The 22,919-nt window shown below is 73.6% G+C and carries 17 protein-coding genes; 5 read left to right on the plus strand and 12 right to left on the minus strand.

Annotated elements, in window-relative coordinates; translation table 11 throughout:
* Positions 1-29: 29 nt before the first annotated feature.
* The 9 genes from ABTW72_RS16845 to ABTW72_RS16885 all read right to left on the minus strand — a co-directional run bounded on the left by ABTW72_RS16845 (position 30) and on the right by ABTW72_RS16885 (position 9,427).
* On the minus strand, positions 30-1,094 hold the full coding sequence (locus ABTW72_RS16845; RefSeq protein WP_112586637.1) for a hemolysin family protein: 1,065 nt from the start codon (positions 1,092-1,094) through the stop codon (positions 30-32).
* A complete protein-coding gene (locus ABTW72_RS16850; RefSeq protein ID WP_350859699.1) occupies positions 1,091-2,446 on the minus strand; it encodes a hemolysin family protein in 1,356 nt (451 codons plus the stop codon). The genes ABTW72_RS16845 and ABTW72_RS16850 overlap by 4 nt, the downstream gene beginning before the upstream one ends.
* Before the next feature lie 216 nt (positions 2,447-2,662).
* On the minus strand, positions 2,663-3,022 hold the full coding sequence (gene mnhG, locus ABTW72_RS16855) for a monovalent cation/H(+) antiporter subunit G (RefSeq protein ID WP_350859972.1): 360 nt from the start codon (positions 3,020-3,022) through the stop codon (positions 2,663-2,665).
* Positions 3,022-3,285 (minus strand): MrpF/PhaF family protein, encoded by a 264-nt coding sequence (locus ABTW72_RS16860; RefSeq protein WP_030489433.1) that lies wholly within the window; start codon positions 3,283-3,285, stop codon positions 3,022-3,024. Before ABTW72_RS16860 ends, mnhG begins: the two co-directional genes overlap by 1 nt.
* Positions 3,282-3,893 carry a Na+/H+ antiporter subunit E gene (locus ABTW72_RS16865; RefSeq protein WP_350859701.1) on the minus strand — a complete coding sequence of 204 codons (612 nt, stop codon included), beginning with the start codon at positions 3,891-3,893 and terminating at the stop codon, positions 3,282-3,284. The genes ABTW72_RS16860 and ABTW72_RS16865 overlap by 4 nt, the downstream gene beginning before the upstream one ends.
* Positions 3,890-5,395, minus strand: coding sequence for a Na+/H+ antiporter subunit D (locus ABTW72_RS16870; RefSeq protein WP_350859704.1), 1,506 nt, complete (start codon positions 5,393-5,395; stop codon positions 3,890-3,892). Before ABTW72_RS16870 ends, ABTW72_RS16865 begins: the two co-directional genes overlap by 4 nt.
* Entirely contained in the window at positions 5,395-5,874 is a 480-nt protein-coding gene (locus tag ABTW72_RS16875; protein ID WP_350859707.1) for a Na(+)/H(+) antiporter subunit C, read from the minus strand. The genes ABTW72_RS16870 and ABTW72_RS16875 overlap by 1 nt, the downstream gene beginning before the upstream one ends.
* A 114-nt stretch (positions 5,875-5,988) precedes the next feature.
* Positions 5,989-8,823 carry a Na+/H+ antiporter subunit A gene (locus ABTW72_RS16880; RefSeq protein WP_350859709.1) on the minus strand — a complete coding sequence of 945 codons (2,835 nt, stop codon included), beginning with the start codon at positions 8,821-8,823 and terminating at the stop codon, positions 5,989-5,991.
* 217 nt (positions 8,824-9,040) lie between these two features.
* On the minus strand, positions 9,041-9,427 hold the full coding sequence (locus tag ABTW72_RS16885; RefSeq protein WP_350859712.1) for a hypothetical protein: 387 nt from the start codon (positions 9,425-9,427) through the stop codon (positions 9,041-9,043).
* Between the two features lie 177 nt (positions 9,428-9,604).
* Here ABTW72_RS16885 and ABTW72_RS16890 point away from each other — a divergent pair, with 177 nt between their 5' ends.
* Positions 9,605-14,275 carry an ATP-dependent helicase gene (locus tag ABTW72_RS16890; RefSeq protein ID WP_350859715.1) on the plus strand — a complete coding sequence of 1,557 codons (4,671 nt, stop codon included), beginning with the start codon at positions 9,605-9,607 and terminating at the stop codon, positions 14,273-14,275.
* 21 nt (positions 14,276-14,296) lie between these two features.
* Here the strand turns inward: ABTW72_RS16890 and ABTW72_RS16895 are convergent, their stop codons facing one another.
* Complete coding sequence (locus tag ABTW72_RS16895) at positions 14,297-14,854, minus strand: hypothetical protein (protein ID WP_350859717.1); 558 nt, start codon at positions 14,852-14,854, stop codon at positions 14,297-14,299.
* Between the two features lie 101 nt (positions 14,855-14,955).
* Here ABTW72_RS16895 and ABTW72_RS16900 point away from each other — a divergent pair, with 101 nt between their 5' ends.
* Positions 14,956-15,756: an SAM hydrolase/SAM-dependent halogenase family protein gene (locus ABTW72_RS16900; protein WP_350859720.1), complete on the plus strand. Its 801-nt coding sequence runs from the start codon at positions 14,956-14,958 to the stop codon at positions 15,754-15,756.
* 46 nt (positions 15,757-15,802) lie between these two features.
* Entirely contained in the window at positions 15,803-16,024 is a 222-nt protein-coding gene (locus ABTW72_RS16905) for a CPCC family cysteine-rich protein (protein ID WP_091400463.1), read from the plus strand.
* A gap of 33 nt (positions 16,025-16,057) precedes the next feature.
* On the opposite strand, the gene ABTW72_RS16910 is transcribed toward ABTW72_RS16905, so the two are convergent.
* Positions 16,058-17,320: a DUF8814 domain-containing protein gene (locus ABTW72_RS16910; RefSeq protein ID WP_350859723.1), complete on the minus strand. Its 1,263-nt coding sequence runs from the start codon at positions 17,318-17,320 to the stop codon at positions 16,058-16,060.
* Positions 17,321-17,429: 109 nt separating this feature from the next.
* Here ABTW72_RS16910 and ABTW72_RS16915 point away from each other — a divergent pair, with 109 nt between their 5' ends.
* Both ABTW72_RS16915 and ABTW72_RS16920 read left to right on the plus strand, forming a co-directional pair.
* A complete protein-coding gene (locus tag ABTW72_RS16915) occupies positions 17,430-18,239 on the plus strand; it encodes a DNA-formamidopyrimidine glycosylase family protein (RefSeq protein WP_350859726.1) in 810 nt (269 codons plus the stop codon).
* 164 nt (positions 18,240-18,403) lie between these two features.
* Positions 18,404-22,015: a hypothetical protein gene (locus ABTW72_RS16920; protein WP_350859728.1), complete on the plus strand. Its 3,612-nt coding sequence runs from the start codon at positions 18,404-18,406 to the stop codon at positions 22,013-22,015.
* A 106-nt stretch (positions 22,016-22,121) separates the two neighbouring features.
* Here the strand turns inward: ABTW72_RS16920 and pspM are convergent, their stop codons facing one another.
* Positions 22,122-22,907: a phage shock envelope stress response protein PspM gene (pspM, locus tag ABTW72_RS16925; protein WP_350859731.1), complete on the minus strand. Its 786-nt coding sequence runs from the start codon at positions 22,905-22,907 to the stop codon at positions 22,122-22,124.
* Between the last annotated feature and the right edge of the window lie 12 nt (positions 22,908-22,919).

A 22,919-nucleotide genomic window follows, 5' to 3' on the forward strand; every position in this document is an offset into this window, starting at 1 on the left:
CACTTCGTCAGTGCGGCCGGGTCGACAGCTCAGCGCAACCGACGCCCGCGCGGGACCGTGTCGGTCTCGTCGTCGAACTCCCCGATGACCTCCTCCAGGAGGTCCTCCAGGGCCACGAAGCCGATCGGCCGGGCCGGGCCACCGCCGTTGCGGACCAGCGCGAGCTGCGACTGCCGGGCCCGCATCGCCGCCACCGCCTCGGTGACCGAGGACGTCGCGGGCAGGGTGAACGCGGGCGTCATCAGCGCCCCGGCGGTGGCGACCCGGCCGGTGGTGACCACCCGTACCGCCTCCCGGACGTGCACGAGCCCGCACACGTCGCCCGCCTCGTCGAGTACCGCGAGCCGGGATCGGCCGCTGTCCCGGCTGACCTCTTCGATCCGCTCGGCCGGATCGTCCCGGCGGACGGTGACCATGGTGGCGAACGGTTCCATCACCTGCGCCACCGACGTGCCCTGCAACTCCAGCATGCTGGTCAGCAGTTGGTGCTGCTCGGCGCCGAGCAGCCCGTGCTCTCGGGACTGCTCCAGCAGGATCCGCAACTCGTCCGGGCCGTGCACCTGGGCGAGCTGGTCCTGCTGGTTGACGCCGAACAGCCGCAGGATCGCGTTGGCCAGGGCGTTCAGCGCGGAGAGCACCGGCCGGGAGACCCGGGCGAAGGCGCGGAACGGCAACGCGAGCAGCGTCGCCGAGCGCTCCGCGTCGGTGATCGCCCACGATTTCGGTGCCATCTCCCCCACCACCAGGTGCAGGAAGGTCACCACGCCGAGGGCGAAGACCAGGGCGACCAGGTGACTGGCCGCGTCCGGTAGGCCCACCGCGTGCAGCAGGGGGCTGAGCAGATGCTCGATCGCCGGCTCGGCCAGCGCGCCGAGACCCAGGGTGCACAGCGTGATGCCGAGCTGCGCGCCGGCCAGCATCAGCGACAGCTCGCGGACGCCATCCAACGCGGCCCGTGCCGCCCGGCCACCGTTCGCCGCCGCCTGCTCCAGGCGGTAGCGCTTGCTGGCCACCAGGGCGAACTCGGCGGCCACGAAGAACCCGTTCAGCGCCAGCAGGATCACCGAACTGAACAGTGCGATCCCGGGGCTCATGCGGTCACCTCGGGTTTGGTCAGCTGCAACCGCACCGAGTCGGCCACGTGCCGGTCCACGGCCAGCACCTCGACCAGCGCCCGGGGCTCCGCCTCGTTGTCCTCGCCGTCCGCCCCCTCGGGTTGCAGGCTGATCTCCAGCCGGTCACCGACCTCGGGCACCCGGCCCAGTTCCCGCATCACCAACCCGGACAGGGTGTCGTACTCGGGGGCCTCGGGCAGGGCGATGCCGGTGCTGTCGGCGACCTCGTCGATCCGCCAGCGGGCCGGCACCACCCAGGACCCGTCGTCCTGCCGGGCCGGTGCCCGCTCCGGTGGGTCGTCCTCGTCGCGGATCGGGCCGACCAGCTCCTCGGCGATGTCCTCCAGCGTGATGACGCCGGCGAAGCCGCCGTACTCGTCGACCACGCAGGCCATCTGCCGGTGCCCGGACCGCAGGCGGTCGAGCACCGTGGGCAGGGGCAACGTCTCCGGTACGAGCAGCGGCGGCCCGGCCACAGCGCTCACCGGAGTGGTGGCCCGCTCCCCCGGGGGTACGCCGAGCACGTCGGCGATGCCGACGATGCCGAGCAGGTCGTCGACGCCCTCCGCACCGCGTACCGGGAAGCGGGAGTGGCCGGTGTCCAGCAGCTCGACCACCCGGCTCACCGGTTCGTGCGCCCGGACGGTGTGCACGTCGACGCGCGGCACCATGGCCTCGCCGGCAGTCAGTTCGCGGAAGTCCAGACCTCGGTCGAGCAGCGTGGACATCTCGGCGTCGAGGCTGCCCTCCTCGCGGGACTCGGCGATGATCTGTTCCAGGTCCGCCGGGGTGGCACCGCTGGGCAGCTCCTCGATCGGCTCGATGCCGATGCGGCGCAGCAGCCGGACAGAGGCCCGGTCGAAGAGCCGGATCAGCGGCCCGGCGACGGCCAGGTAGATCAGGGTGGAGCGGCTCAGCGCCCGGGCCAGTTGCTCGGCCCGGGCGATGGCCAGGTTCTTCGGGGCCAGCTCACCGAGGACCATCTGCACGATGGTGGCGATGACCAGGGCCAACGCCACCGACAGCGGCAGGCTGACCGCCTCGCTGACGCCGGCCACGCCGAGCAGGTCGGCGAGGCCACCGCCCAGGTACGGCTCGGCGACGTAGCCGACCAGCAGCGCAGTGACGGTGATGCCGAGTTGGGCACCGGAGAGCATGAAGGAGAGCCGGCTGGTGACGGTCAGGGCCCGGGCGGCGGCCTGATCGCCGTCATCGGCGAGCTGGCGCAGCTTGCCCCGGTCCACGGCGACGTAGCCGAACTCCTGCGCCACGAAGTAGCCGGTGGCGGCAGTGAGAATGATGATCAGAAGGAGACCAACGACGATCAACACGGGTCGCTCAGGGCTCCCGGGGTCGTCGGTACGGGGATATGCCGGGCACGACCCGGCTGGCTACTGCTGCCCTCCTGGGCAGAAGAGTCGATCATGCCGTCATTTTATCGGCGCTGGCTGGGACTCCGCTGGGGGTGGGCCGAAGGAGCGGAACGTCCGGTTCAGCGGGCGCCGCCGCGTGGCGGTCGTCACGCCGGGCCGGCCGGCTGGTGGCCGTCACGCCGGGCCCGCCGACCCGCCGCATTGTCCACGGTCGGCCAGTTCGTCGGCGTCGAGCAGGCCCCGGTCGAGCCGCCCCGACCGGTACGCCGCCCGCCCGATCATCTGTGCCGCCACCGGCGCGGTCGCCAACTGGAAGACCGCCACCAGCAGGATCATGCCGAGGTCGGCCGGGGACCGCAGCCGCAACGCGATGCCCAGCAGCAGCAGGAGCACCCCGAGCACCTGCGGTTTGGTGGCCGCGTGCATCCGGGACAGCGCGTCCGGGAAACGCAGTACGCCGATCCCGGCGGCCAGGGCGAGCAGCGCGCCGGCCACCAGACAACCGGCGCCGAGCCAGTCCGCGATCGTCGCGATCACTGCTGCTCCCGGACGGCGAAGCGGACCAGCGACACCGAGCCCACGAAGCCGAGCAGGGAGAGCACCACCAGCACGGGCAACGTGGTGGCGTGCCGGTTGACCGCCGCCTCGGCGCCGACCGCGCCGACCATCGTGGCGAGCAGCATGTCCGCTGCGATCACCCGGTCCACCAGCGACGGGCCACGGTAGAGGCGGGCCAGCGCGAGGAGCGCGGTGACCGACAGCAGTGCGGTGAGGACGACGGCCAGGAAGGTGGTCACGGGCGGGTTCCCTTCTCGGGTGGGGTGACGTCGAGGTGGCGCAGTTCGGTGGTGGAGCCGACCGCGCGGATGATGCGCCGCTCGACGGCGAGTGTGCGGTCCCGGGCCACGTCCAGGTCCGCGGGACCGTGGGTGTCCAGGACGTGCAGGTAGAGCGTTCCGGAGTCCCGGTCCACCTCGAGGATCAACGTGCCCGGCACCAGCGAGACCGCCTCGGCGGTGAGCGCCAGGTTCAGGTCGGTGGGCACCCGCAACCGGACCGCGATGATCGCCCCGCGCGGTCGGTAGCCGGGCTGCACGGCGATCCGGGCGACGTGCAGGCTCGCGCTGACCAGCTCGACAGCGAACCGGCCCGCGAACACCAGCAGCGCCCACGGTCGCAACCGGCCACCGAAGCTGACCGCCGGCAGCGGGTAGAACACCAGCACGGCCGCACCCACCAGCAGGCCACCGAACAGGTTGGCCCAGTTGATGTCGCCCCAGAGCAGGTTCCAGACCACCACCAGCCACCCGAGCGCCACCGCCTGGTCCCGCCAGCGCCCGAGCCGGCCCCGCCCCACCACGGCGGGCCCGGGGGCGTCGGGAGCCGGCTCCGGGGAGCCGGTCACGGCACACCGCCCGGCAGCACGGCACGGACGTACGGGGTGCGCAGCCGCAGGTCCGCGGCCGCGTCGGCGGTGACGTCGAACAGCGGACCGGCCAGCACGGTCAACGCCAGCCCGAGGGCGACCAGGGCCACGGTGGCGCCCACCATCAGCCTCGGCAACTGGACGACCGGCTCGCTGGTGGCCAGCCGGGGCGCGCGCCAGAAGGCGATGTTCCACACCCGGGACGCCACGTAGAGGGTGAGCAGGCTGGTCAGGGTGCCGGCCGCGACCAGCGCCCCGGGCAGCGGTCCACCGGACGCCACCCCGGCCTGGAGCAGGCCGAGCTTGCCGAGGAAGCCGGAGAACGGTGGCACTCCGGCGAGGTTCATGGCCGGGATGAAGAAGAGCACACCCAGCAGCGGCGCCACCCGGGCCAACCCGCCGATACGACGCAGGTCGGTGCTGCCGGCACGCTCCTCGACCAGCCCGGCGACGAGGAACAGCGTGGTCTGGATGGTGATGTGGTGCACCACGTAGAAGATCGCGCCGGAGAGGCCGGCGGCGGTGCTCAACGCCACCCCGAAGATCATGTAGCCGATGTGACTGACCAGGGTGAACGAGAAGAGTCGCTTCAGGTCGGACTGGGCCACCGCACCGAGGATGCCGATCACCATGGTCAGCCCGGCGACGACCATGAGCAGGATGTGGGCACGCCCACCGGGAAACAGCAACGTCTCGGTGCGGATGATCGCGTAGACGCCCACCTTGGTGAGCAGACCCGCGAAGACGGCCGTGACCGGAGCCGGCGCGGTGGGATAGCTGTCCGGCAGCCAGGCCGACAGGGGGAAGACCGCCGCCTTGATCGCGAAGGCCAGCAGCAACATCAGCTCCAGGGCCAGCCGGACACCGTCGGGCAGGTCGTCGAGGCGCTGGGCGAGCTGGGCGAGATTGAGCGTGCCGGTGGCCGCGTACACCAGACCCACCGACGTCAGGAAGATCATCGAGGAGAGGATGCTGACCACCACGTACGTCGACCCGGTCCGGATCCGGGTCTCGGTGCCCCCCAGGGTGATCAGCACGAAGCTGGCGGCCAGCAGGATCTCGAACCCGACGAAGAGGTTGAACAGGTCACCGGCCAGAAACGCGTTGGTGACGCCGGCGGTGAGCACCAGGTACGTCGGGTGGAAGATCGACACCGGCGAACTCTCACTGGTGTCGCTGCGACCCTGGCCGATCGAGTACAGCAGCACGCAGAGGGTCACCGCCGAGGAGACCACCAGCATCAGCGCGGCCAACTGATCGGCCACCAGGACGATGCCGACCGGCGCCGGCCACCCCCCGACCGCCACCACCACCGGCCCGTGCCGGTACGCCTGCACCAGCAGCAGCACCGCCACCGTGAGCGTGCCACTCAGACACAGCACGCTGATCGCGCGCTGGATTCGGGGCTTCCCGGCCAGCAGCAGGGTCAGCGCCGCACCGAGCAGTGGCACCACCACCGGCAGTGGCACCAGGGCCCGCATCACGACTCGTCCCCGCGTCGTAACCGGCGGCGGGCCGGCTCGGGATCGACCTGTTCCGGGTCGCCGTTCGGACCCTCCCCACCGCGATCGGCCGCACCCACCTCGTTGCGCCCGGCCTGCCGGATGATCTGCCGGTCCTCCAGGTCGTCGGGCACCTCGTCGTCGCCGGAGAGATACCAACTGCGGTACGCCACCGCGAGCAGGAACGCGGTGAACCCGAAGGTGATCACGATGGAGGTCAACACCATGGCCTGCGGCAGCGGGTCACTCATCTGCTCCACCGGGCCCGTGCCGACGATCGGCGCCCCGCCCGACCGCCCGCCCAACAGGATCAACAGGTTCACACCGTTACCGAGCATGACCACGCCCAGCAGGATCCGGGTGAGGCTGCGCTCCAACAGCAGGATCACCCCGCACCCGACCAGCACCGCGACGGCCAGCACCAGCACCAACGTCGGCCCCGCACCGCTCCGCGTCACGGTGCCACCTCTGTTCGCGACTGCGGGGCTCGCAGACCCGGCTCACTCCTCGCGCTCACCGTGCCACCTCTGTTCGCGGCTGCGGGGCTCGCAGACCCGGCTCACTCCTCGCGCTCACGGGCGGTCCCCCTTGTCGACGGCCAACCCGCCGGTGGCCGTTCCGGTGGCCTCGATGTGCCGGTCCACCTCGGCACCGAGGCTGCGCAGGATGTCCAGCACCAACCCGATCACGACCAGGTACACGCCGATGTCGAAGAAGAGCGACGTGACCAGATGGGCGTCGCCCACCAGTGGCAGGGCCCGGTCGACCTTCGCGCTCTCCAGCACCGACCCACCGACCAGCAGCGCCACCACGCCACTGCCGACAGCCATGGCCAGCCCGGCGCCGAGAATCGCGCCGGCGCCGATCGGGGCCGCCTCGGTCAGCTCGTACCGGCCGCCGGCCAGATAGCGCACCACCAGGGCGAGACCCGCCACCAGCCCGCCGGCGAACCCGCCGCCCGGCGCGTTGTGCCCGGAGAAGAGCAGGAACAGCGAGAACAGCACCACGGTGTGGAAGATCAGCCGGATGACCACCTCCAACACGATCGAGCGGCGCTCCTCGTACAGGGTGGGGCCACCGCGCAGCCAGACCGGTCGACCGCGTCCACCCTCCTCCTGCTCGGAATCGGGCCGGCGCGGCCGCGGCCCGGTGCGGGAGCGCTCGAAGATCAGGCTGGCCACCCCGGTCGCAGCCACCACCAGCACCGCCAACTCGCCCATCGTGTCCCAGGCCCGGATGTCGACAAGGGTCACGTTGACCACGTTGCGGCCGTACCCGTGCGCCACCGCCAGGTCGGGGAAGGCGGCGGAGATGTCCGGTGCCCGGCGGGCACCGACGGCGGTGAGGGCCAAACCGGCGGCCACCAACCCCGCCGCCACCCCGATCACCCGACGGGCCCAGCGGGTACGGCGCAGCGGGCGGGCCGAGAACCGCTCCGGCAGGCGACGCAGTACGAGCACGAAGACCGCGATCGTCGAGGTTTCCACCAGGAACTGGGTGAGCGCCAGGTCGGGCGCTCCGTGCAGCACGAACAACATCGCCGTGCCGTAGCCGGTCATGCCCACCAGCAGCATCGCGGTCAGCCGGCGGCGGGCACCGACCGCCAGCACCGCCGCCACCGTGATGACCAGGACGACCACCGGTTGCAGCGCGCTGTCCCAGAGCGGAATCCGCGCCCGCCATGGGCTGGCGGAGAGCATCGCCGCACCCGGCACCAACACCAGGGTGACCAGGATGATGCCCAGATACTGCGGCAGTGAGCCGCGCTGGGTCGCGCTGGTGACATCGAATGCCAGTCGGTCGAACCGGCCGATGACCCACTCGTACCCCTGGTTTCCACTCACCGGTGATCGGAGCCGGGTCAGCACCGGGGCGAGCGGCCCACGCACGGCGAAGAGCAGGCCGCCGCCGACGAGCGCCAGCACGGACAGGCCGAGCGCCGGGGTCGGTCCGGCCCAGAGCGCCAGGTGCGCGTCGACCCCGCCGAGCAGATCGGCGTACGGGCGCAGCAGGTCGTCCAGCACGCTCGCGGCCGGACCGGCGAGCAGACCGACACCGGCGAGCACCGCGGGCGGAACCAGCAGCGACGCGGCGATCGACCCCGGCGGGACCGGCGCCACACCCGGCCGATCGGCGAACGCGCCCCAGAGGAAACGGGCGCTGTACGCGACGGTGAGCACCGTCCCGACGACCAGGCCGGTGAGGAGCACGGGCTGGTCGGTGAACGCCCCGAACACCGCCTCCTTGGCCACGAAGCCGACCAGCGGCGGCACACCGGCCATCGACGCCGCGGCCAGCACGGCGACCACGAACAGCGGCCGGGACCAGTGCCGCAGCCCGGACAGCTCGCGCAGGTCACGGGTGCCGGCACCGTGGTCGATGATGCCGACGACCAGGAACAGCGCCGCCTTGAACAGGGCGTGCGCCAGCAGCATCGCGGTGCCGGCCAGCGCGGCGTCCGGGGTGCCCGAGCCGGTCACCGCCACCAGCAGGCCGAGCTGACTGACCGTCCCGTACGCGAGGAGCAGCTTGAGGTCGGTCTGGCGCAGCGCGGCCCACCCACCGAGCAGCATGGTCGCCACGCCGGCGACCTGCACCAGCGGCCGCCACGGGCCGACCGTGGCGAGCGCCGGGGCGAGCAGTCCGACCAGGTAGACGCCGGCCTTGACCATGGCGGCGGCGTGCAGGTAGGCGCTGACCGGCGTGGGTGCTGCCATCGCCACCGGGAGCCACGAGCTGAACGGCAGCACCGCCGACTTGGACAGCGCACCGGCCAGGATCAGCAGCACGGCGCCCACCAGGTACCCGCCGCCGGGCAGCGGCTGCGCGCTGATCTCCGACCAGCGGTAGGTGCCGGCGTGCTCGCCCAGCATGATGAAGCCGACCAGCATGGCGAGGCCGCCCAGCGTGGTGACGGTCAACGCCTGCGCCGCCGCCCAACGGCTGGACCGCCGTTCGGTGCTGTGCCCGATCAGCAGGTACGAGAAGATCGTGGTCAGCTCCCAGCCGACGTAGAGCAGCAGCAGGTCGTCGGCGAAGACCAGGACGAGCATCGCGCCCGCGAAGGCGACCAGGACCGCGGCGAACTGCGCCATCCCGGTGGAGCCGGCACTGAAATAGCGGGCGCTGTAGACCAGCACCAGCGCGCCGACGCCGCCGATCAGCAGCGTCATCAGCCAGGACAGCGTGGTGAGCCGGAACGCGATGTCGAGGCCCAACTGCCGGATCCACGGGTACGTCTCGACCACCGCACCGCCGTCGGCGACGGCCGGGGTGCGGGCCACCGCCCAGCAGAACGCGGCGGCCGGCGCGAGCGCCAGCGGGTAGCACGCGCGCGGACCCCACCAGCGGACGAGCAGGGGCGCGGCGAGGGCCGCCACGAGATGGAGGATGAGCAGTACCAGCACCTGCGCTCCCGATCGACGTGGCCGACGCCCGTGGCAGCGGTGGCGCCTAGCAGCGATCAGACGCCAGTTCCTCCCCCGCCGGGCGGTTTTGCCAGAATTAGCCCGCCCAACCCCAACCCAGCCCCAACCCCAGCCCGTTGATCAAGAGGTTTGCGTCATCCGCGCCCGCGTTCCTGACGCAAACCTCTTGATCGACGCGGGAGGGGGTGCGGCGTCGTCAGCGCAGCAGGGCGTTGTTGAGGGGTTGCGCGTCGTCGGGGGTGGGGCGGCGGCGGCCCAGCTCGGCCAGCAGGTCGAGGCGGCCGAGCTGGCGGGCGACCCGGTCGACCACCCGCTCGGCGGCGGTCAGCGACCGCACCGACAGCAGGCGGCCACGGCTCTCGCGACGCAGCACGAAGTAGTGCACGGCAACGCGGACCTGGCCCCGGTCGGCGGCGCTGGCCTGGGCGGTGCAGAGAACCATCTCGCGCAGACAGTGGGCGAGGCGTTCGGCGAGCTCGAGCTCGGGGCCGTGCAGACCGGAGCGGAGCGCGGCGAGGTGGCTGTCGACCTTGCGAATCAGCACGTCGGTGCCCGGTTCGACGGTGCGCTGCTCGCCGGCCATCAAATCCCCTCACCCCGGTTCGCGTTGCGGGTGAAGTTACTTTATGTTGCTCCTCAGAAGCAAGCAGTTAAGTGAGACTTAACGTATTAAGCGCACGTTCCACGCTTTTTGCCTTTTGCTGGCCCATTCCGTCGTGGGTCGCTCGTGGATGTCGGACCGGCGGGGCACGATGGACCGGTGATCGGGGCAGATGCAGACGCCGGCGCGGTGCTGGCCGGGTTCGGCCCGGCCACCCGCGCCTGGTTCGACAACGCCTTTGCCGCCCCGACCGCCGCGCAGACCGGCGCCTGGCGGTCGGTCGCCGCCGGCCGCAACGCGCTCGTGGTGGCGCCCACCGGCTCGGGCAAGACGCTCGCGGCCTTCCTCTGGTCACTGGACCGGCTCGCCCGCGAGCCAGCACCGGCCGAGGCCCGCCAGCGCTGCCGGGTGCTCTACGTCAGCCCGCTCAAGGCCCTCGCCGTCGACGTGGAGCGCAACCTGCGCGCCCCGCTGGCCGGCATCCGGCAGGCGGCCACCCGGCTGGGCGTCGCACCGCCCGACATCACCGTCGGCATGCGCACCGGCGACACGCCCGCCGACGAGCGACGCGCGTTCGCCCGCACCCCGCCGGACATCCTCATCACCACACCCGAGTCGCTGTTCCTGCTGCTCACGTCCGCGGCTCGCGACTCGCTGCGCGGCGTCCAGACGGTGATCGTCGACGAGGTGCACGCGGTCGCCGGCAGCAAGCGCGGCGCCCACCTCGCCCTCTCCCTCGAACGCCTCGACGGGCTGCTGCCTGCCCCGGCACAGCGCATCGGCCTCTCAGCCACCGTCCGGCCGATCGACGCCTGCGCACAGTTCCTCGGCGGCGCCCGCCCGGTCGACGTGGTCCAGCCGGCCACCCCGAAGACCATCGAGGTCAGCGTGGAGGTCCCGGTGGAGGACATGACCCGCCTGGACGAGCAGGAGCAGCCACCGGAGGACGACCTCGGCGGCCCCGGGCCGCGTCGGGCGTCGATCTGGCCGGCCGTGGAGGAGCGGGTCTTCACCCTCATCGGGCAGCACCGCTCGACCATCGTCTTCACCAACTCCCGGCGCAGCGCCGAGCGCCTCTGCGCCCGCCTCAACGAGCTGGCCGCCGAGGCGGTGGCCGCATCCGCGTCGGACGAGGGCGCGATCGGCGTACCGGAGGGGTTGCCGGCCGGCGCCGACCCGGCGGGCGACGACGGCACGGCGTCCGGCGCACAGCGTTGGGGTGGCCCCGCCGGTCCGGTGCGCAACCGGCCGCCGGCCGAGGTGATGGCCCAGTCCGGCGCCGCCACCGGCGCGGCGCCCGTGATCGCCCGCGCCCACCACGGCAGCGTCTCCCGGGAGGAGCGCAAGCACATCGAGGAGGCGCTCAAGTCCGGCCAGCTCCCAGCGGTGGTCGCCACCTCCAGCCTGGAGCTCGGCATCGACATGGGCGCGGTCGATTTGGTGGTGCAGATCGAGGCGCCGCCGAGCGTGGCCGCCGGCCTGCAACGGGTCGGCCGGGCCGGGCACCAGGTGGGCGCCGTCTCCCGGGGGGTGGTCTTCCCCAAGCACCGCGGCGACCTGCTCTCCTGTGCGGTGGTCGCCGAGCGGATGACCGACGGCGCGATCGAGGAGCTGCACTACCCGCGCAACCCACTGGACGTGCTGGCCCAGCAGATCGTCGCGATGGTGGCGCTGGAGCCGTGGGCGCTCGGCGACCTGGCTGTACTGGTCCGCCGGGCCGCGCCCTTCGCCGAGCTGCCCGACTCGGCGCTGCACGCCGTGCTGGACATGCTCTCCGGCCGCTACCCGTCGACCGCCTTCGCCGAGCTGCGGCCCCGACTGGTCTGGGACCGGGCCACCGACCTGCTCACCGGCCGCCCCGGCGCGCAGCGACTCGCGGTGACCAGCGGCGGCACCATTCCCGACCGGGGTCTGTTCGGGGTGTTCCTGGCCGGCGCCGAGCGGGCCGCCCGGGTCGGCGAACTGGACGAGGAGATGGTCTACGAGTCCCGGGTCGGCGACGTCTTCCTGCTCGGCTCGTCCTCCTGGCGGATCGAGGAGATCACTCCGGACCGCGTGCTGGTCTCGCCCGCCCCGGGGCAGGCCGCGCGCATGCCGTTCTGGAAGGGCGACCAGCTGGGTCGGCCGGTGGAGCTGGGCCGGGCCATCGGCGCCCGGGTGCGCACCCTGCTGCGCCAGACCGACGAGGCGGCCCTGGCCGCGCTGCGCGACGGCGGGCTGGACGACTGGGCCGCCGGCAACCTGATGGCCTACCTGCGCGAGCAACGGGAGGCCACCCGCTCGCTGCCCGACGACCGCACTGTCGTGGTCGAGCGGTTCCGCGACGAGCTGGGTGACTGGCGGCTGGCCGTGCACAGCGTGCTCGGTGCCCGGGTCAACGGGCCGTGGGCCCTCGCGGTGGGCCGCCGGCTGGCCGAACGGTACGGAGTGGACGCCCAGGTGATGCCCTCGGACGACGGCATCGTGGTGCGACTTCCGGACACCGCCGACGAGCCCCCGGGTGCCGACGTGGTGGTCTTCGAGCCGGACGAGATCACCCAACTCGTGGAGGAGTCGGTCGGCACCTCCGCCCTCTTCGCCGCCCGCTTCCGGGAGTGCGCCGCCCGGTCCCTGCTGCTGCCGCGCCGAGACCCGCGCCGCCGCCAACCGCTCTGGCAGCAACGGCAACGCGCCGCGCAACTGCTCGACGTCGCCCGCGAGTACGCGGACTTCCCGGTCACCCTGGAGGCCGCCCGGGAGTGTCTCCAGGACGTCTTCGACCAGCCGGCACTGGCCGGGCTGATGCGCGACCTGGCCACCCGCAAGGTGCGACTGGTCGAGGTGGAGACCAGCGCGCCGTCGCCGTTCGCGCGGTCGCTGCTCTTCGGCTACGTCGGCGCGTTCCTCTACGAGGGCGATGCCCCGCTGGCCGAGCGCCGCGCCGCCGCACTCGCCCTCGACTCGACGCTCCTCGGCGAGCTGCTCGGTCGGGTCGACCTGCGGGAGTTGCTCGACCCGGCGGTGCTCACCGAGACCGACCGGCAGCTGCGGTGGCTGACCGAGCAGCGCCGTCCCCGCGACGCCGAGGACGTCGTCGAGCTGCTGCGGGTCCTCGGCGACCTGAGCGACGCCGAGTTGACCGAGCGGGGTGTGCCGGAGACGTGGCTCAGCGAGCTGGAGGCCACCCGCCGGGTGCTGCGGGTCCGGATCGCGGGCGAGCAGCGCTGGGTGGGCGTCGAGGACGCCGCCCGCCTGCGCGACGCCCTCGGCGTGGCGCTGCCGATGGGGGTGGCCGAGGCGTACCTTGCCCCAGTGGCCGACCCGCTCGGTGACCTGGTGGCCCGCTACGCCCGCACCCACGGGCCGTTCGCCGCGGCCAGCTGCGCGGCCCGGTTCGGGCTCGGGGTGTTCGTCGTCGAGCAGGCGCTGCGCCGGCTCGGCACCACCGGGCGGGTGGTCTCCGGAGAGTTCACACCGGATTCGGCCGGCGCCCAGTGGTGCGATGTCGAGGTGCTGCGGATGCTGCGCCGCCGCTCCCTCGCCGCGCTGCGCCGGGAGATCGAGCCGGTGCCGCCCCGGGCCCTCGCCACGTTCCTGCCACGCTGGCAGCAGGTCGGCTCGTCCGCCCGAGGTGTGGAGGCGCTCGCCGCCACTGTGGAGCAGTTGCAGGGCGCTGCGGTGCCGGCGTCCGCGCTGGAGCGGTTGGTGCTGCCCGCCCGGGTCGCGGACTACTCCCCCGCCCAGCTCGACGAGCTGTGCGCCAGCGGGGAGGTGCTCTGGGCGGGGTCCGGGGCGATCTCCGGGGGCGACGGCTGGGTCACCCTGGCGTACGCGGACGCCGCGCCGCTGCTGCTGCCGCCGCCCGACGAGGCGTTGACCCGTACCCCGTTGCACGACGCGGTGCTCGACGCGCTCGGCGACGGGCAGGCGCTGTTCTTCCGCCCGCTGGCCGACCGGGTCGGCTCGACCGACGACGCCGCGTTGACCGGGGTGATCTGGGACCTGGTCTGGGCCGGGCACCTCAGCAACGACACCCTCGCCCCGCTGCGCGCGGTGCTCGGCGCTGGCGGCGCGCACCGCTCCCGGCCGTCCGCGCCCCGCACCCGTTACCGGCGGCCCGGTCGGGTGGCGCTGCCGACCCGGGGTGGCCCGCCGACCGTCGCCGGCCGCTGGTCACGTCTCCCGGAGCGGGACCTCGACCCCACCCGGCGCGCCGCCGCGCTCGCCGACCTGCTGCTGGAGCGGCACGGGGTGGTCACCCGAGGCGCGGTGATGGCCGAGCAGGTGGTCGGCGGCTTCTCGGCGGTCTACCCGGTCCTGTCGGCGCTGGAGGAGCGCGGTGCGGCCCGCCGGGGTTACTTCGTCGAGGGGCTCGGGGCGGCGCAGTTCGCCGTACCCGGTGCGGTGGACCGGCTGCGCGCGCTGGCCGAGCCGACCGACGGAGTCCGGGGTCGGGGCGCGGTGGCCACAGTGCTCGCCGCGACCGACCCGGCCAACCCGTACGGTGCGGCGCTGCCCTGGCCGGAACGGGTGGTCGACTCCGGCGACGGGGCCACCCCGGCGACCGGGCACCGGGCCGGTCGCAAGGCGGGTGCCCTGGTGGTGCAGGTCGGGGGTGACCTCGTCCTCTACGTCGAACGCGGCGGCCGGACGCTGCTCTCCTTCACCGACGACACCGACACGCTCGCCGCGGCCGGCAAGGCGCTCGCCGACGCCGTCCACTCCGGGGCGTTGGGGGCGATGTCGGTGGAGCGGGCCGACGGCGAGGCGGTGCACTCGTCGCCGCTGCGGGACGCGTTGACCGCCGCCGGCTTCCGGGCCACCCCCCGCGGCCTGCGCCTGCGCGGCTGACCCACCCTTCCCGCCCGCGGTTCAGCCCAGGCCGTCGAGGACCTTCTCGTAGCGGGGCCGGTCGGCGGCCGGGGTCTTCGCCTCCAGGTAGTTCAGCACCACCGCGCCACGCTGGTACGACTGACCACCCCAGGTCTCCGCGATGTCGCTGGCGCTGGTCTCGTCCGGGAAGACGTAGACGGTGACGGCGTCGGTGGCGATCAGCTCGGAACAGCCCAGGCCGAGGCCGTCCGGCCCACAGTCGACCGAGCGGTCCTTCGGGCGCGGCACCTTCAGGCCGGCAGCCCGGAAAGCGTCGACGACCTGCTTCGCGCCGGGCGCACTGGCCGGACGCTTGGGCAGCACCACCGGCGGCGGGCTGGCCGGCCGTCGCTGCGTCGTGCCCTGTGCGGCGGCGGAGGGCGGGGTCGCGCCGTCGGCACCGGGTGGGGCTTGGGGCGTCGGCAGGCCGGTCGGGGCCGCCTCGGACGAGACGGACGGGGTCGCGGTCGGGTTGCCGTCGTCGTCACTGCCACAACCGGCGCTGAGGGCGACGGCGACCAGCAGGATTCCGACTGCGGGGAGGTTCCGAGTTGTCACCAGGGCAGTCTGCCCAACGTCCTCCGGCTGCGGGAGGGGCCGGTCGGCCACTGCGCTGTCCCGTATCCGCCAGCACGCCGCGGTTCTACTAGCCTGCGGACATGTCCGCCGTGCCCTGGATCTCGCTGACCACCGACTACGGCCTCACCGACGGCTTCGTGGCCGCCTGCCACGGGGTCGTCGCCCGGATCGCGCCGGCCGCCCGGGTGATCGACGTGACCCATCTGGTGCCGCCGGCGGATGTCCGGCGCGGTGCCGCCGTGCTGGCGCAGGCCGTGCCGTACCTGCCGGTGGGAGTGCACGTGGCGGTGGTCGATCCGGGCGTGGGCACCGCCCGACGGGGGGTCGCGCTGGCCACCCCGGGTGGGTTGCTGGTCGGCCCGGACAACGGGTTGCTGCTGGACGCGGCCACCGTGCTCGGCGGGGTGACCGACGCGGTCGAGCTGACCGGGTCGCGCTGGCTGGCCTCCCGGGTGTCCAACACGTTCCACGGCCGCGACGTCTTCGCACCGGTGGCGGCCCGGCTGGCGCTCGGCGCGCCGTTGTCCGAGGCGGGCCCACCGGTCGACCCGGCCGGGCTGGTGCGACTTCCGACGCCGACGGTGACCCGGGACGCCGAGGGCTTCACCGCCGAGGTGCTGACCGTGGACCACTTCGGCAACGTCCAACTGGCCGCGCCGGCCGAGCTGCTCGATCCGCTGCCGGCCACGCTCCGGGTGGGCCCGCCGGGGCCGACGCCGGCCCTCGTGGCGGTGCACGGGCGGACCTTCGGCGACGCCCCGGCCGGTGGCCTGGTGGCGTACGTCGATTCGGCCGGTCTGGTCGCGGTCGCGGTCAACGGCGGGCGGGCCGCGGACCTCCTCGCGGCCTCCCCGGGGGACCTCCTGCGGGTTTCGGGCTGATGTTCGACTGTGGAATGCTTCTCCGGTGGGTGAGCATGTGGTTCCTGTGGGCTGTCCCTGCTGTGCATCCCGAACCGGCGGGGGGACGTGCCCCGTCTGTTTCTGGACCGACGACGGCCAGACCGACGCCGACGCCGACGCCGTCCGCGGTGGCCCCAACGGCGATCTGAGCCTCACGCACGCCCGTCTCAACTACGCCGTCTACGGTGCCAGCCACCCGCGCTACCAGGACATGGTGCGCACGGCTCGCCCCGACGAGCGCCCCTGACGTCGACGGGGCGCCCGACGGGGTGAGCGTGGCTCAGCAGACCGGCACGCTGCCGCCGTACACGCTGGAGATGTACGCGTGGCTGACGTACTGCCCAGTGGCCAGACGGTTCCAGCGGGTGGTGGTCCGGAAGGGGCCGGCGACCGACTGACCGGTGACGTAGCACTGGATCGGCACGTGGGCCAGCCGGGCGGCGAGGCCACGGGTCGCGTACGACGTGCTGGCCCCGGTGCGGATGTTGAGCGGCCCGTCACCGACCACGCCACGCGGCCCGCCTCCGGTCCACAGGTAGGCGACGTCCACCCAGGCGTTGGTGGTCAGGCGCAACCCGTCCCAGAACGTGCCGTCGGCCAGGTCGATGCCGGCCGGGTTGAGCACGGTCCGCCCGAACTGGTCCCGTCCGCCGTTGTAGCCGGACTGGTACGCGGCCTGCGCCTCGGGCCGGCCCTGCGGCAGGTTCTTCCAGTTCTCCCGGACCGACGAGGGGTTCCAGTAGTCGTCGCGGGTGTTCCACGGCCCGACGTCCCAGACCGGGGCGTACTCGCAGCGGGAGCCGCTGGTGGTGCAGACCCGCACGGTGTAGTCACCGGTGTTGAGCGGGGAGAGGCCCCGCCGCGACGGCAGCGCCGCGAAGTGGTCCCGGGGTTGCACGGTACGGCCGTTGGCGGTCAGCTCTCCGACCAGCCCGATGCGGGTGGCGTACACCCGGTAGGTGCGGCCGGGCGTGGCGGCGGACACGGCGGCGTTCGCGTCGGCGGTGAGCTGCACGCCCCGTACCGTCGCCGTGGCGCCGCCGTTCGGGGCGGTGAGCACCACCCGGGTCTGCACCCGGGTGACCGGCCGGTCGAAGACCGCGCCGGTGGTGGCCGCCCGCCACTCCGTCCAGCCGGCGGCCCGCCAGCCGCGGACCTGAGCCTCCACTGTCGCCCGGGCCGGTACCGCGGCGTTGATCTCGGCACGGACCCGGGTGGCCGGCCGGGCGAGGGTGCGGGGAGCGGTCAGCAGCATCCCCTCGGCGACCGCGCTGTGCGGGCTGCGGGCGCCGCGTCCGGTGGACCGGGCCTCCCGCAGGCGGAGGCCGGCGGCGGTACGCCGGACGTTGACATCGTCGCGGTCGACGATGGTGAGGTCGGCGCTCCACCGTTCGTCACCGGGTGCGGCGGCAACGAGAGTGATCGGAGCGCCGCCGGGTGCGGCCGGCGCAGGACCGGTGGCGGGTAGGAGCGCTGCGGTGAGCAGGAGGACGAGGGTGGCGATGAGGGCGACGGATGGGATACGACAACGCGGTCGCGTCATGGGCATTCTCCTCAGAACCCCCTGACCTTCGCATGTCAGGAGATCATGAGGAACCTGAGTACAAATAGCGACACATGCGAATCTTGCTCGAAAGAGGGAGGATGGCAGGGTGCCCGAAGGCGACACCGTCTGGAACACCGCGCGTGTGCTGCACCGCGCGCTGGCCGGCGCGCGGATCACCGGCAGTGACTTCCGGGTGCCACAGCTGGCGACCACGGACCTCACCGACTGGACCGTCCGCGAGTCGGCCAGCCGGGGCAAGCACCTGCTGCTGCGGCTGAACGCCCCAACCGAGGAGCACTGGACCCTGCACTCCCACCTGCGGATGGACGGCGCCTGGCGGGCGTACGCCCCGGGGGAACGCTGGAGCGGCCGGCCCGCGCACCTGATCCGGGTGGTATTGCGCAGCCCCGGCGCTGTCGCGGTCGGCTACCACCTGCACGACCTGACCCTGGTGCCGACCGCCGAGGAGGACCAGCTGGTCGGCCACCTCGGCCCCGACCTGCTCGGCTCCGACTGGGACCCGGCCGAGGCGGTCCGTCGGCTCGCCGACCACCCGGAGCAGACCATCGGCGAGGCGCTGCTCGACCAGCGCAACCTGGCCGGCGTGGGCAACCTCTACAAGTGCGAGGTGCTGTTTCTGCGGGGCGTGTCACCGTGGACCCCGGTCGGCGGAGTGCCCGACCTGCCGGGCCTGGTGGCCCTCGCACAGCGGCTGCTCGCCGCCAACCGGGGCCGGTGGACGCAGAGCAGCACCGGCTCGCTGCACCGGGGGCAGACCAGCTACGTGTACGGCCGCCGCGCCCAGCCCTGCCGCCGCTGCGGCACCGCCATCCGCAAGGAGGAACTGGGCGAACGGGTCACCTACTGGTGCCCGGTCTGCCAGCCCGAGCGTCCGGGTCCGTCGTCATCCGGCTGACCAGGCTCTCGCCTGACGGGATCCCCGGCAGAAACGGACGATTGGGTAATTCCTAACCGGCCGCCAGAGTCGCATGCTGCGGTTGAGCGCTCACCGACCGTCAGCAGAGTGCCGGGGTCCCCACGCCGGGGTGGCGGACCTCGCGCCCCGAACCGGGGAGAGTCATGGCGATGTTCCGCAGACTCCGCTCCACCTTCTTCGAGCGGACCACCCGCGACACCGACGCCGACGGCCGGGCGTCGTCCGTGCCGGCCCCGCGTACCGCCGAGGAGGCCGTTGTCACGCCGAGCCTGGACCCGGCCGTCGTGCCCCGCTACTTCGGCCCGGTGCCGAACTTCGCCCACAGCCCCCGACCGACGCGTGACCCGGACGGGCAGGTGGTCGCCGGGACCGGCCTACGCAAGTTCGTCGACCCACTGCCCCTGCCGGGCCAGCCCGGCCGCGGCGAACTCGGCAGCCACCTGCCGGTGGCGGTGCCGGACACCATGAGCTATCCGGGCTGCGACTACTACGAGATCGGCCTCCAGGAGTACGCCCAGCGGCTGCACCGGGACCTGCCGGTCACCCGGCTGCGCGGCTACCGGCAACTCAACCTCGGCACCGACCCGGCCGGACACAACACGGTGGCGCCGCCGGAGCGACCGTGGCACCTCGGGCCGATGATCCGCGCCCGTCGGGGTCGACCGGTCCGGGTGAAGTTCATCAATCAACTCCCCACCGGTCGATCCGGCGAGCTGTTCCTGCCGGTCGACGACACCATCGAGGGGGCCGGCCTGGGCCCACTGGACGGACCGGCGCCGTACCCGCAGAACCGGGCCGTGCTGCACCTGGCCGGGGCGCAAACCGGCTGGACCAGCGCGGGCAACCCGGGGCAGTGGATCACCCCGGCCGGGGAGATCACCCCGTACCCGACCGGGCCCGGCCTGGCCCACGTGCCGGACATGCCGGCGCCCGGCGCCGGTGCCACCACGCTCTACTTCCCGAACGAGCAGAGCGGCCGGCTGCTGTGGTTTCACGACAACACCCTCGGCCTGGCCCGGCTCACCGTCTACGGCGGACAGCTCGCGCTCTACCTGCTCACCGACCCGGCCGAGGACCAGCTCGTCGCCGACGCGGTGCTGCCGGCCGACCAGGTGCCGTTGGTGATCGAGGACAAGACGTTCGTTCCGGACGACACCCAACTCGCCGCCGAGGACCCGACCTGGGACCGGGAACGCTGGGGCGCCCGGGGCAGCCTCTGGCACCCGCACGTCTACCAACCCCGGCAGAACCCGTACCGATCCGGCGGACGCAACCCCACCGGCCGGTGGGACTACGGACCCTGGTCCCGCACCTCCGCCTCCGACGACGCGAGCGCCGACGGCTGGGTGCCGAACCCGTACCACGACCCGGTCGGCGCGCCGGACGAACCGCCGATGAGCCCCGGCGTACCGCACCCGGCGGCCGTTCCCGAGGCGTACGGCGACACCCCGCTCGTCAACGGCGTCGCCTACCCGTACCTGGAGGTGCGGCCGCGCACGTACCGGTTCCGGATCCTCAACGCCTGCCTGGACCGCAGCCTCAACCTCCAGCTCTACCGCGCCTGCTCCGACGCGGCCATGTGGACGTCCGACGGGGCGCTCGCCGACCCCGACGCCGGTGAGGTGCCGATGGTGCCCGCCGCGCGGGCGGCGGACCGTCCGGCGGGGTGGCCGACCGACGGACGCGACGGCGGTGTGCCGGACCCGCGCGCCGCCGGCCCCGAGTTCATCCAGATCGGCAACGAGGCCGGCCTCCTGCCGGCGCCCGTGGTGCTGCCGAACCAACCGATCGGCTACCGCTACGACCGGCTCGACCCGACCGTGCTGAACGTCGACGGACACACAGTGCTGCTCGCCCCCGGCGAACGGGCCGACGTGCTCGTCGACTTCTCCGCTCTGCCGCCGGGCAGCACGCTGATCCTGTACAACGACGCTCCGGCCCCGCTGCCCGGCTTCGACCCCCGCTACGACCAGCACACCGACGCCCCGGACCGCAGCGCCGAGGGCGGCCCACCCTCGACCGAACCGGGGTACGGCCCGAACACCCGCACCCTGCTCCAGTTCCGGGTCACCGGGACGCCCGAGTCCCCGTACGACCTGAGCCGGCTGCGCGAACGGCTGCCCCTGGCGTACGCGGCCAGCCAGCGCCCGCCGATCGTCCCGCAGCCGGCGTACGACCCGGCGTTCGGCACCCGGACCCCGGCGCAGACGACGGTGCCGGTGCACGCCACCACTGTGACGTTCACGCCGACCGCCGGCACCGGCCCGGTGTCCCTGCCGATCGCGGTCAAGGCCGCGCAGCAGATCTTCGAGCCGGACCACGGCCGGTCGGCGGGCCGGCTCGGCGTCGGGCACCCACACGCCGGGCCGCTCAACCCGACGACGCTGCCGCTCGGTGCGACCGACCCGGTCACCGAGGTGCTCTTCGCCACCGACCCCGCCGTGCCGGTGGGCGCCCCCACCGACGGCACGCAGGTCTGGCGGATCAGCGGCAACATCCGGCAGACCGAGCCATTGCACCTCGCCGGCTGCGACGTACAGGTGATCAACCGGGTTGGCTGGGACGGCACCCTGCGACTCCCGCACGGCACGGAGCTGGGCTGGAAGGGGGTCGTCCGGGTCAACCCCCGGGAGGACGTGGTGGTGGCGCTGCGCCCGGTCGCGCCGACGCTGCCGTTCAAGCTGGGAGACAGCGTCCGGCTGCTCGACCCGGGTCGACCGGTCGGAGCGCGGACCGGGTCGACACCGGTCAGCCCGATCGACGGGCGACCGGCCACGGTGGTCAACCAACTGGTCAACCTGGGCTGGGAGTACCGCTGGCACAGTCAGCTCGCCGGCCACCGCGACGGCGGGATGAGCCGGCCGCTGGTGCTGCGGGTGGCGCCGAAGGCGCCGACCGGGCTGACCGCCACACCGGTGCCCGGCTCCGCTACCGCGCTACCCGCGATCGCGCTGACCTGGACCAGCAACGGCGGGCGACCGCCCGCCACCAGCCACCTGCTGCAACGAGCCACCGACGCGACCTTCGGCGGCGAGGTCACCACGATCACCGTCGCGGCCGCCGCCACCCGCTACACCGACGCGACCGTCACCCCGGGGGTGACCTACCACTACCGGATCCGGGCGGAGAACGCGGTCAGCTACTCGTCCTGGTCGAACGGGGTACCCGCCTCGGTGCACCTGGCCGCGCCGAGCGGTCTGGTCGCGACGCTCCCGCCGGCCGCGCCGCTGCGGGTGGCGCTGCGCTGGACGAACCGCTCGTTCGCCACCGGCATCGACGTGCAGCGGGCCACCAACCCGACGTTCAGCAGCGGCCCGGGCACCACGGCGATCGGGGTCGGCGACAACCACCTGGACGCGACGGTGGCACCGGACACCACGTACTACTACCGGGTGCGGACCACCTACCTGGGCTCCGCCTCGGCGTGGTCGACGGTCGCCACGGTGACCTCGCCACCCGCGCCGGGAACCCCCAGCGGGGTGAGCGCCACCGCCAGCGCACCGGGGCCGGACACCGCGACGGTGATCCTGGCCTGGGAGGCGAGCACACCCGGCGGTCCGGGGTCCGGGTTCATCGTGCAGCGGGCACTCGACCCGGCCTTCGAGCAGGAGACGGCCACCTTCACGGTGACCGGCCGCGGCTTCACCAACACGGGACTGGCCCGGGGCGTCACGTACCACTACCGGATCCGGTCGTTCAACGTCGTGGGCACCTCGCCGTACACCGGGCCCGTCCTGGTGACGACGCCACAGTGACCGGCCCGGGGTCCGCGAACGGTCTCCGGTGGGGCGCGCCGTCAGCGCGGGTGTCTCTGGGCGTGCGCCGTCAGCGCGTCAGCGCGCGGTCTCTGGGCGTGCGCCGTCAGCGCGTCGGCGCGCGCAGCGGGGTGCCGACGGCCCGCAGCTCGGCAAGCGCCCCGGCGACCCCGTGCAGCAGGTCGGTCGCCTCGGTGAGCCGGTCGGCTGCCGGGTGGGCGGTCTCCGGTCGGGAGTCCTCGGCCAGATAGCCGGCGGCGGCGACCACCAGCCGTTCGTACGCCGCCACCCCGCCCTCCAGTTGAGCGGTCAGCGCGGCGTGCGCCTCGGCCAGCGGCGGCCGGGCGTCGGCCGGGGCCAGCCGCAGCGCGCGTTCGACGCTGGCCACCCGCGTGGCCAGGTCGCGCAGCGAGCGGTCGGCAGCCGCGGCCTCCAGCACCGCCGGCTCGGCCAGCCCGGTGAGCCGGGGGGCCATCCCGGCCAGGGTGAGCGCCGCCCGGTCCAGTCGGGCCCACTGCTCTCCGGCGCTGGTGCCGCGCAGCGCGATCCGGGAGCGGACCCGGCGCACCTCGGCCAGCACGCCCGGGCCGACCGGCAGCCGCTCGACGGCGGCGATCAATCGGGCCCGCGACCGGGCCGCCGCCTCGGCCGGGTCGAGCGCGGGGGGCGCCGGCTGGGCGGCCAGGGCACGCACGTCGATCCAGCGCCAGGCGGCGAGCGCCACCGCGCTGCCCGCGGCGCCGGCCCAGGCCGCGTCGGGCAGACCAAGGCCGGCGTACGGAGTCAGCACCACCGCGGCGCCGCCGAGCCCACCGGCCAGCACGCTCCACCGTCGGGCCGACCGGCGAAGCCGACCCAGCCTCCGGAAGTACCGTGTCCGCTCGTCTGCCACAGTGACCCCCTC

Origin of the sequence: Micromonospora sp. NPDC127501 (assembly GCF_040302185.1) — a bacterium.
Taxonomy (GTDB): Bacteria; Actinomycetota; Actinomycetes; order Mycobacteriales; family Micromonosporaceae; genus Micromonospora.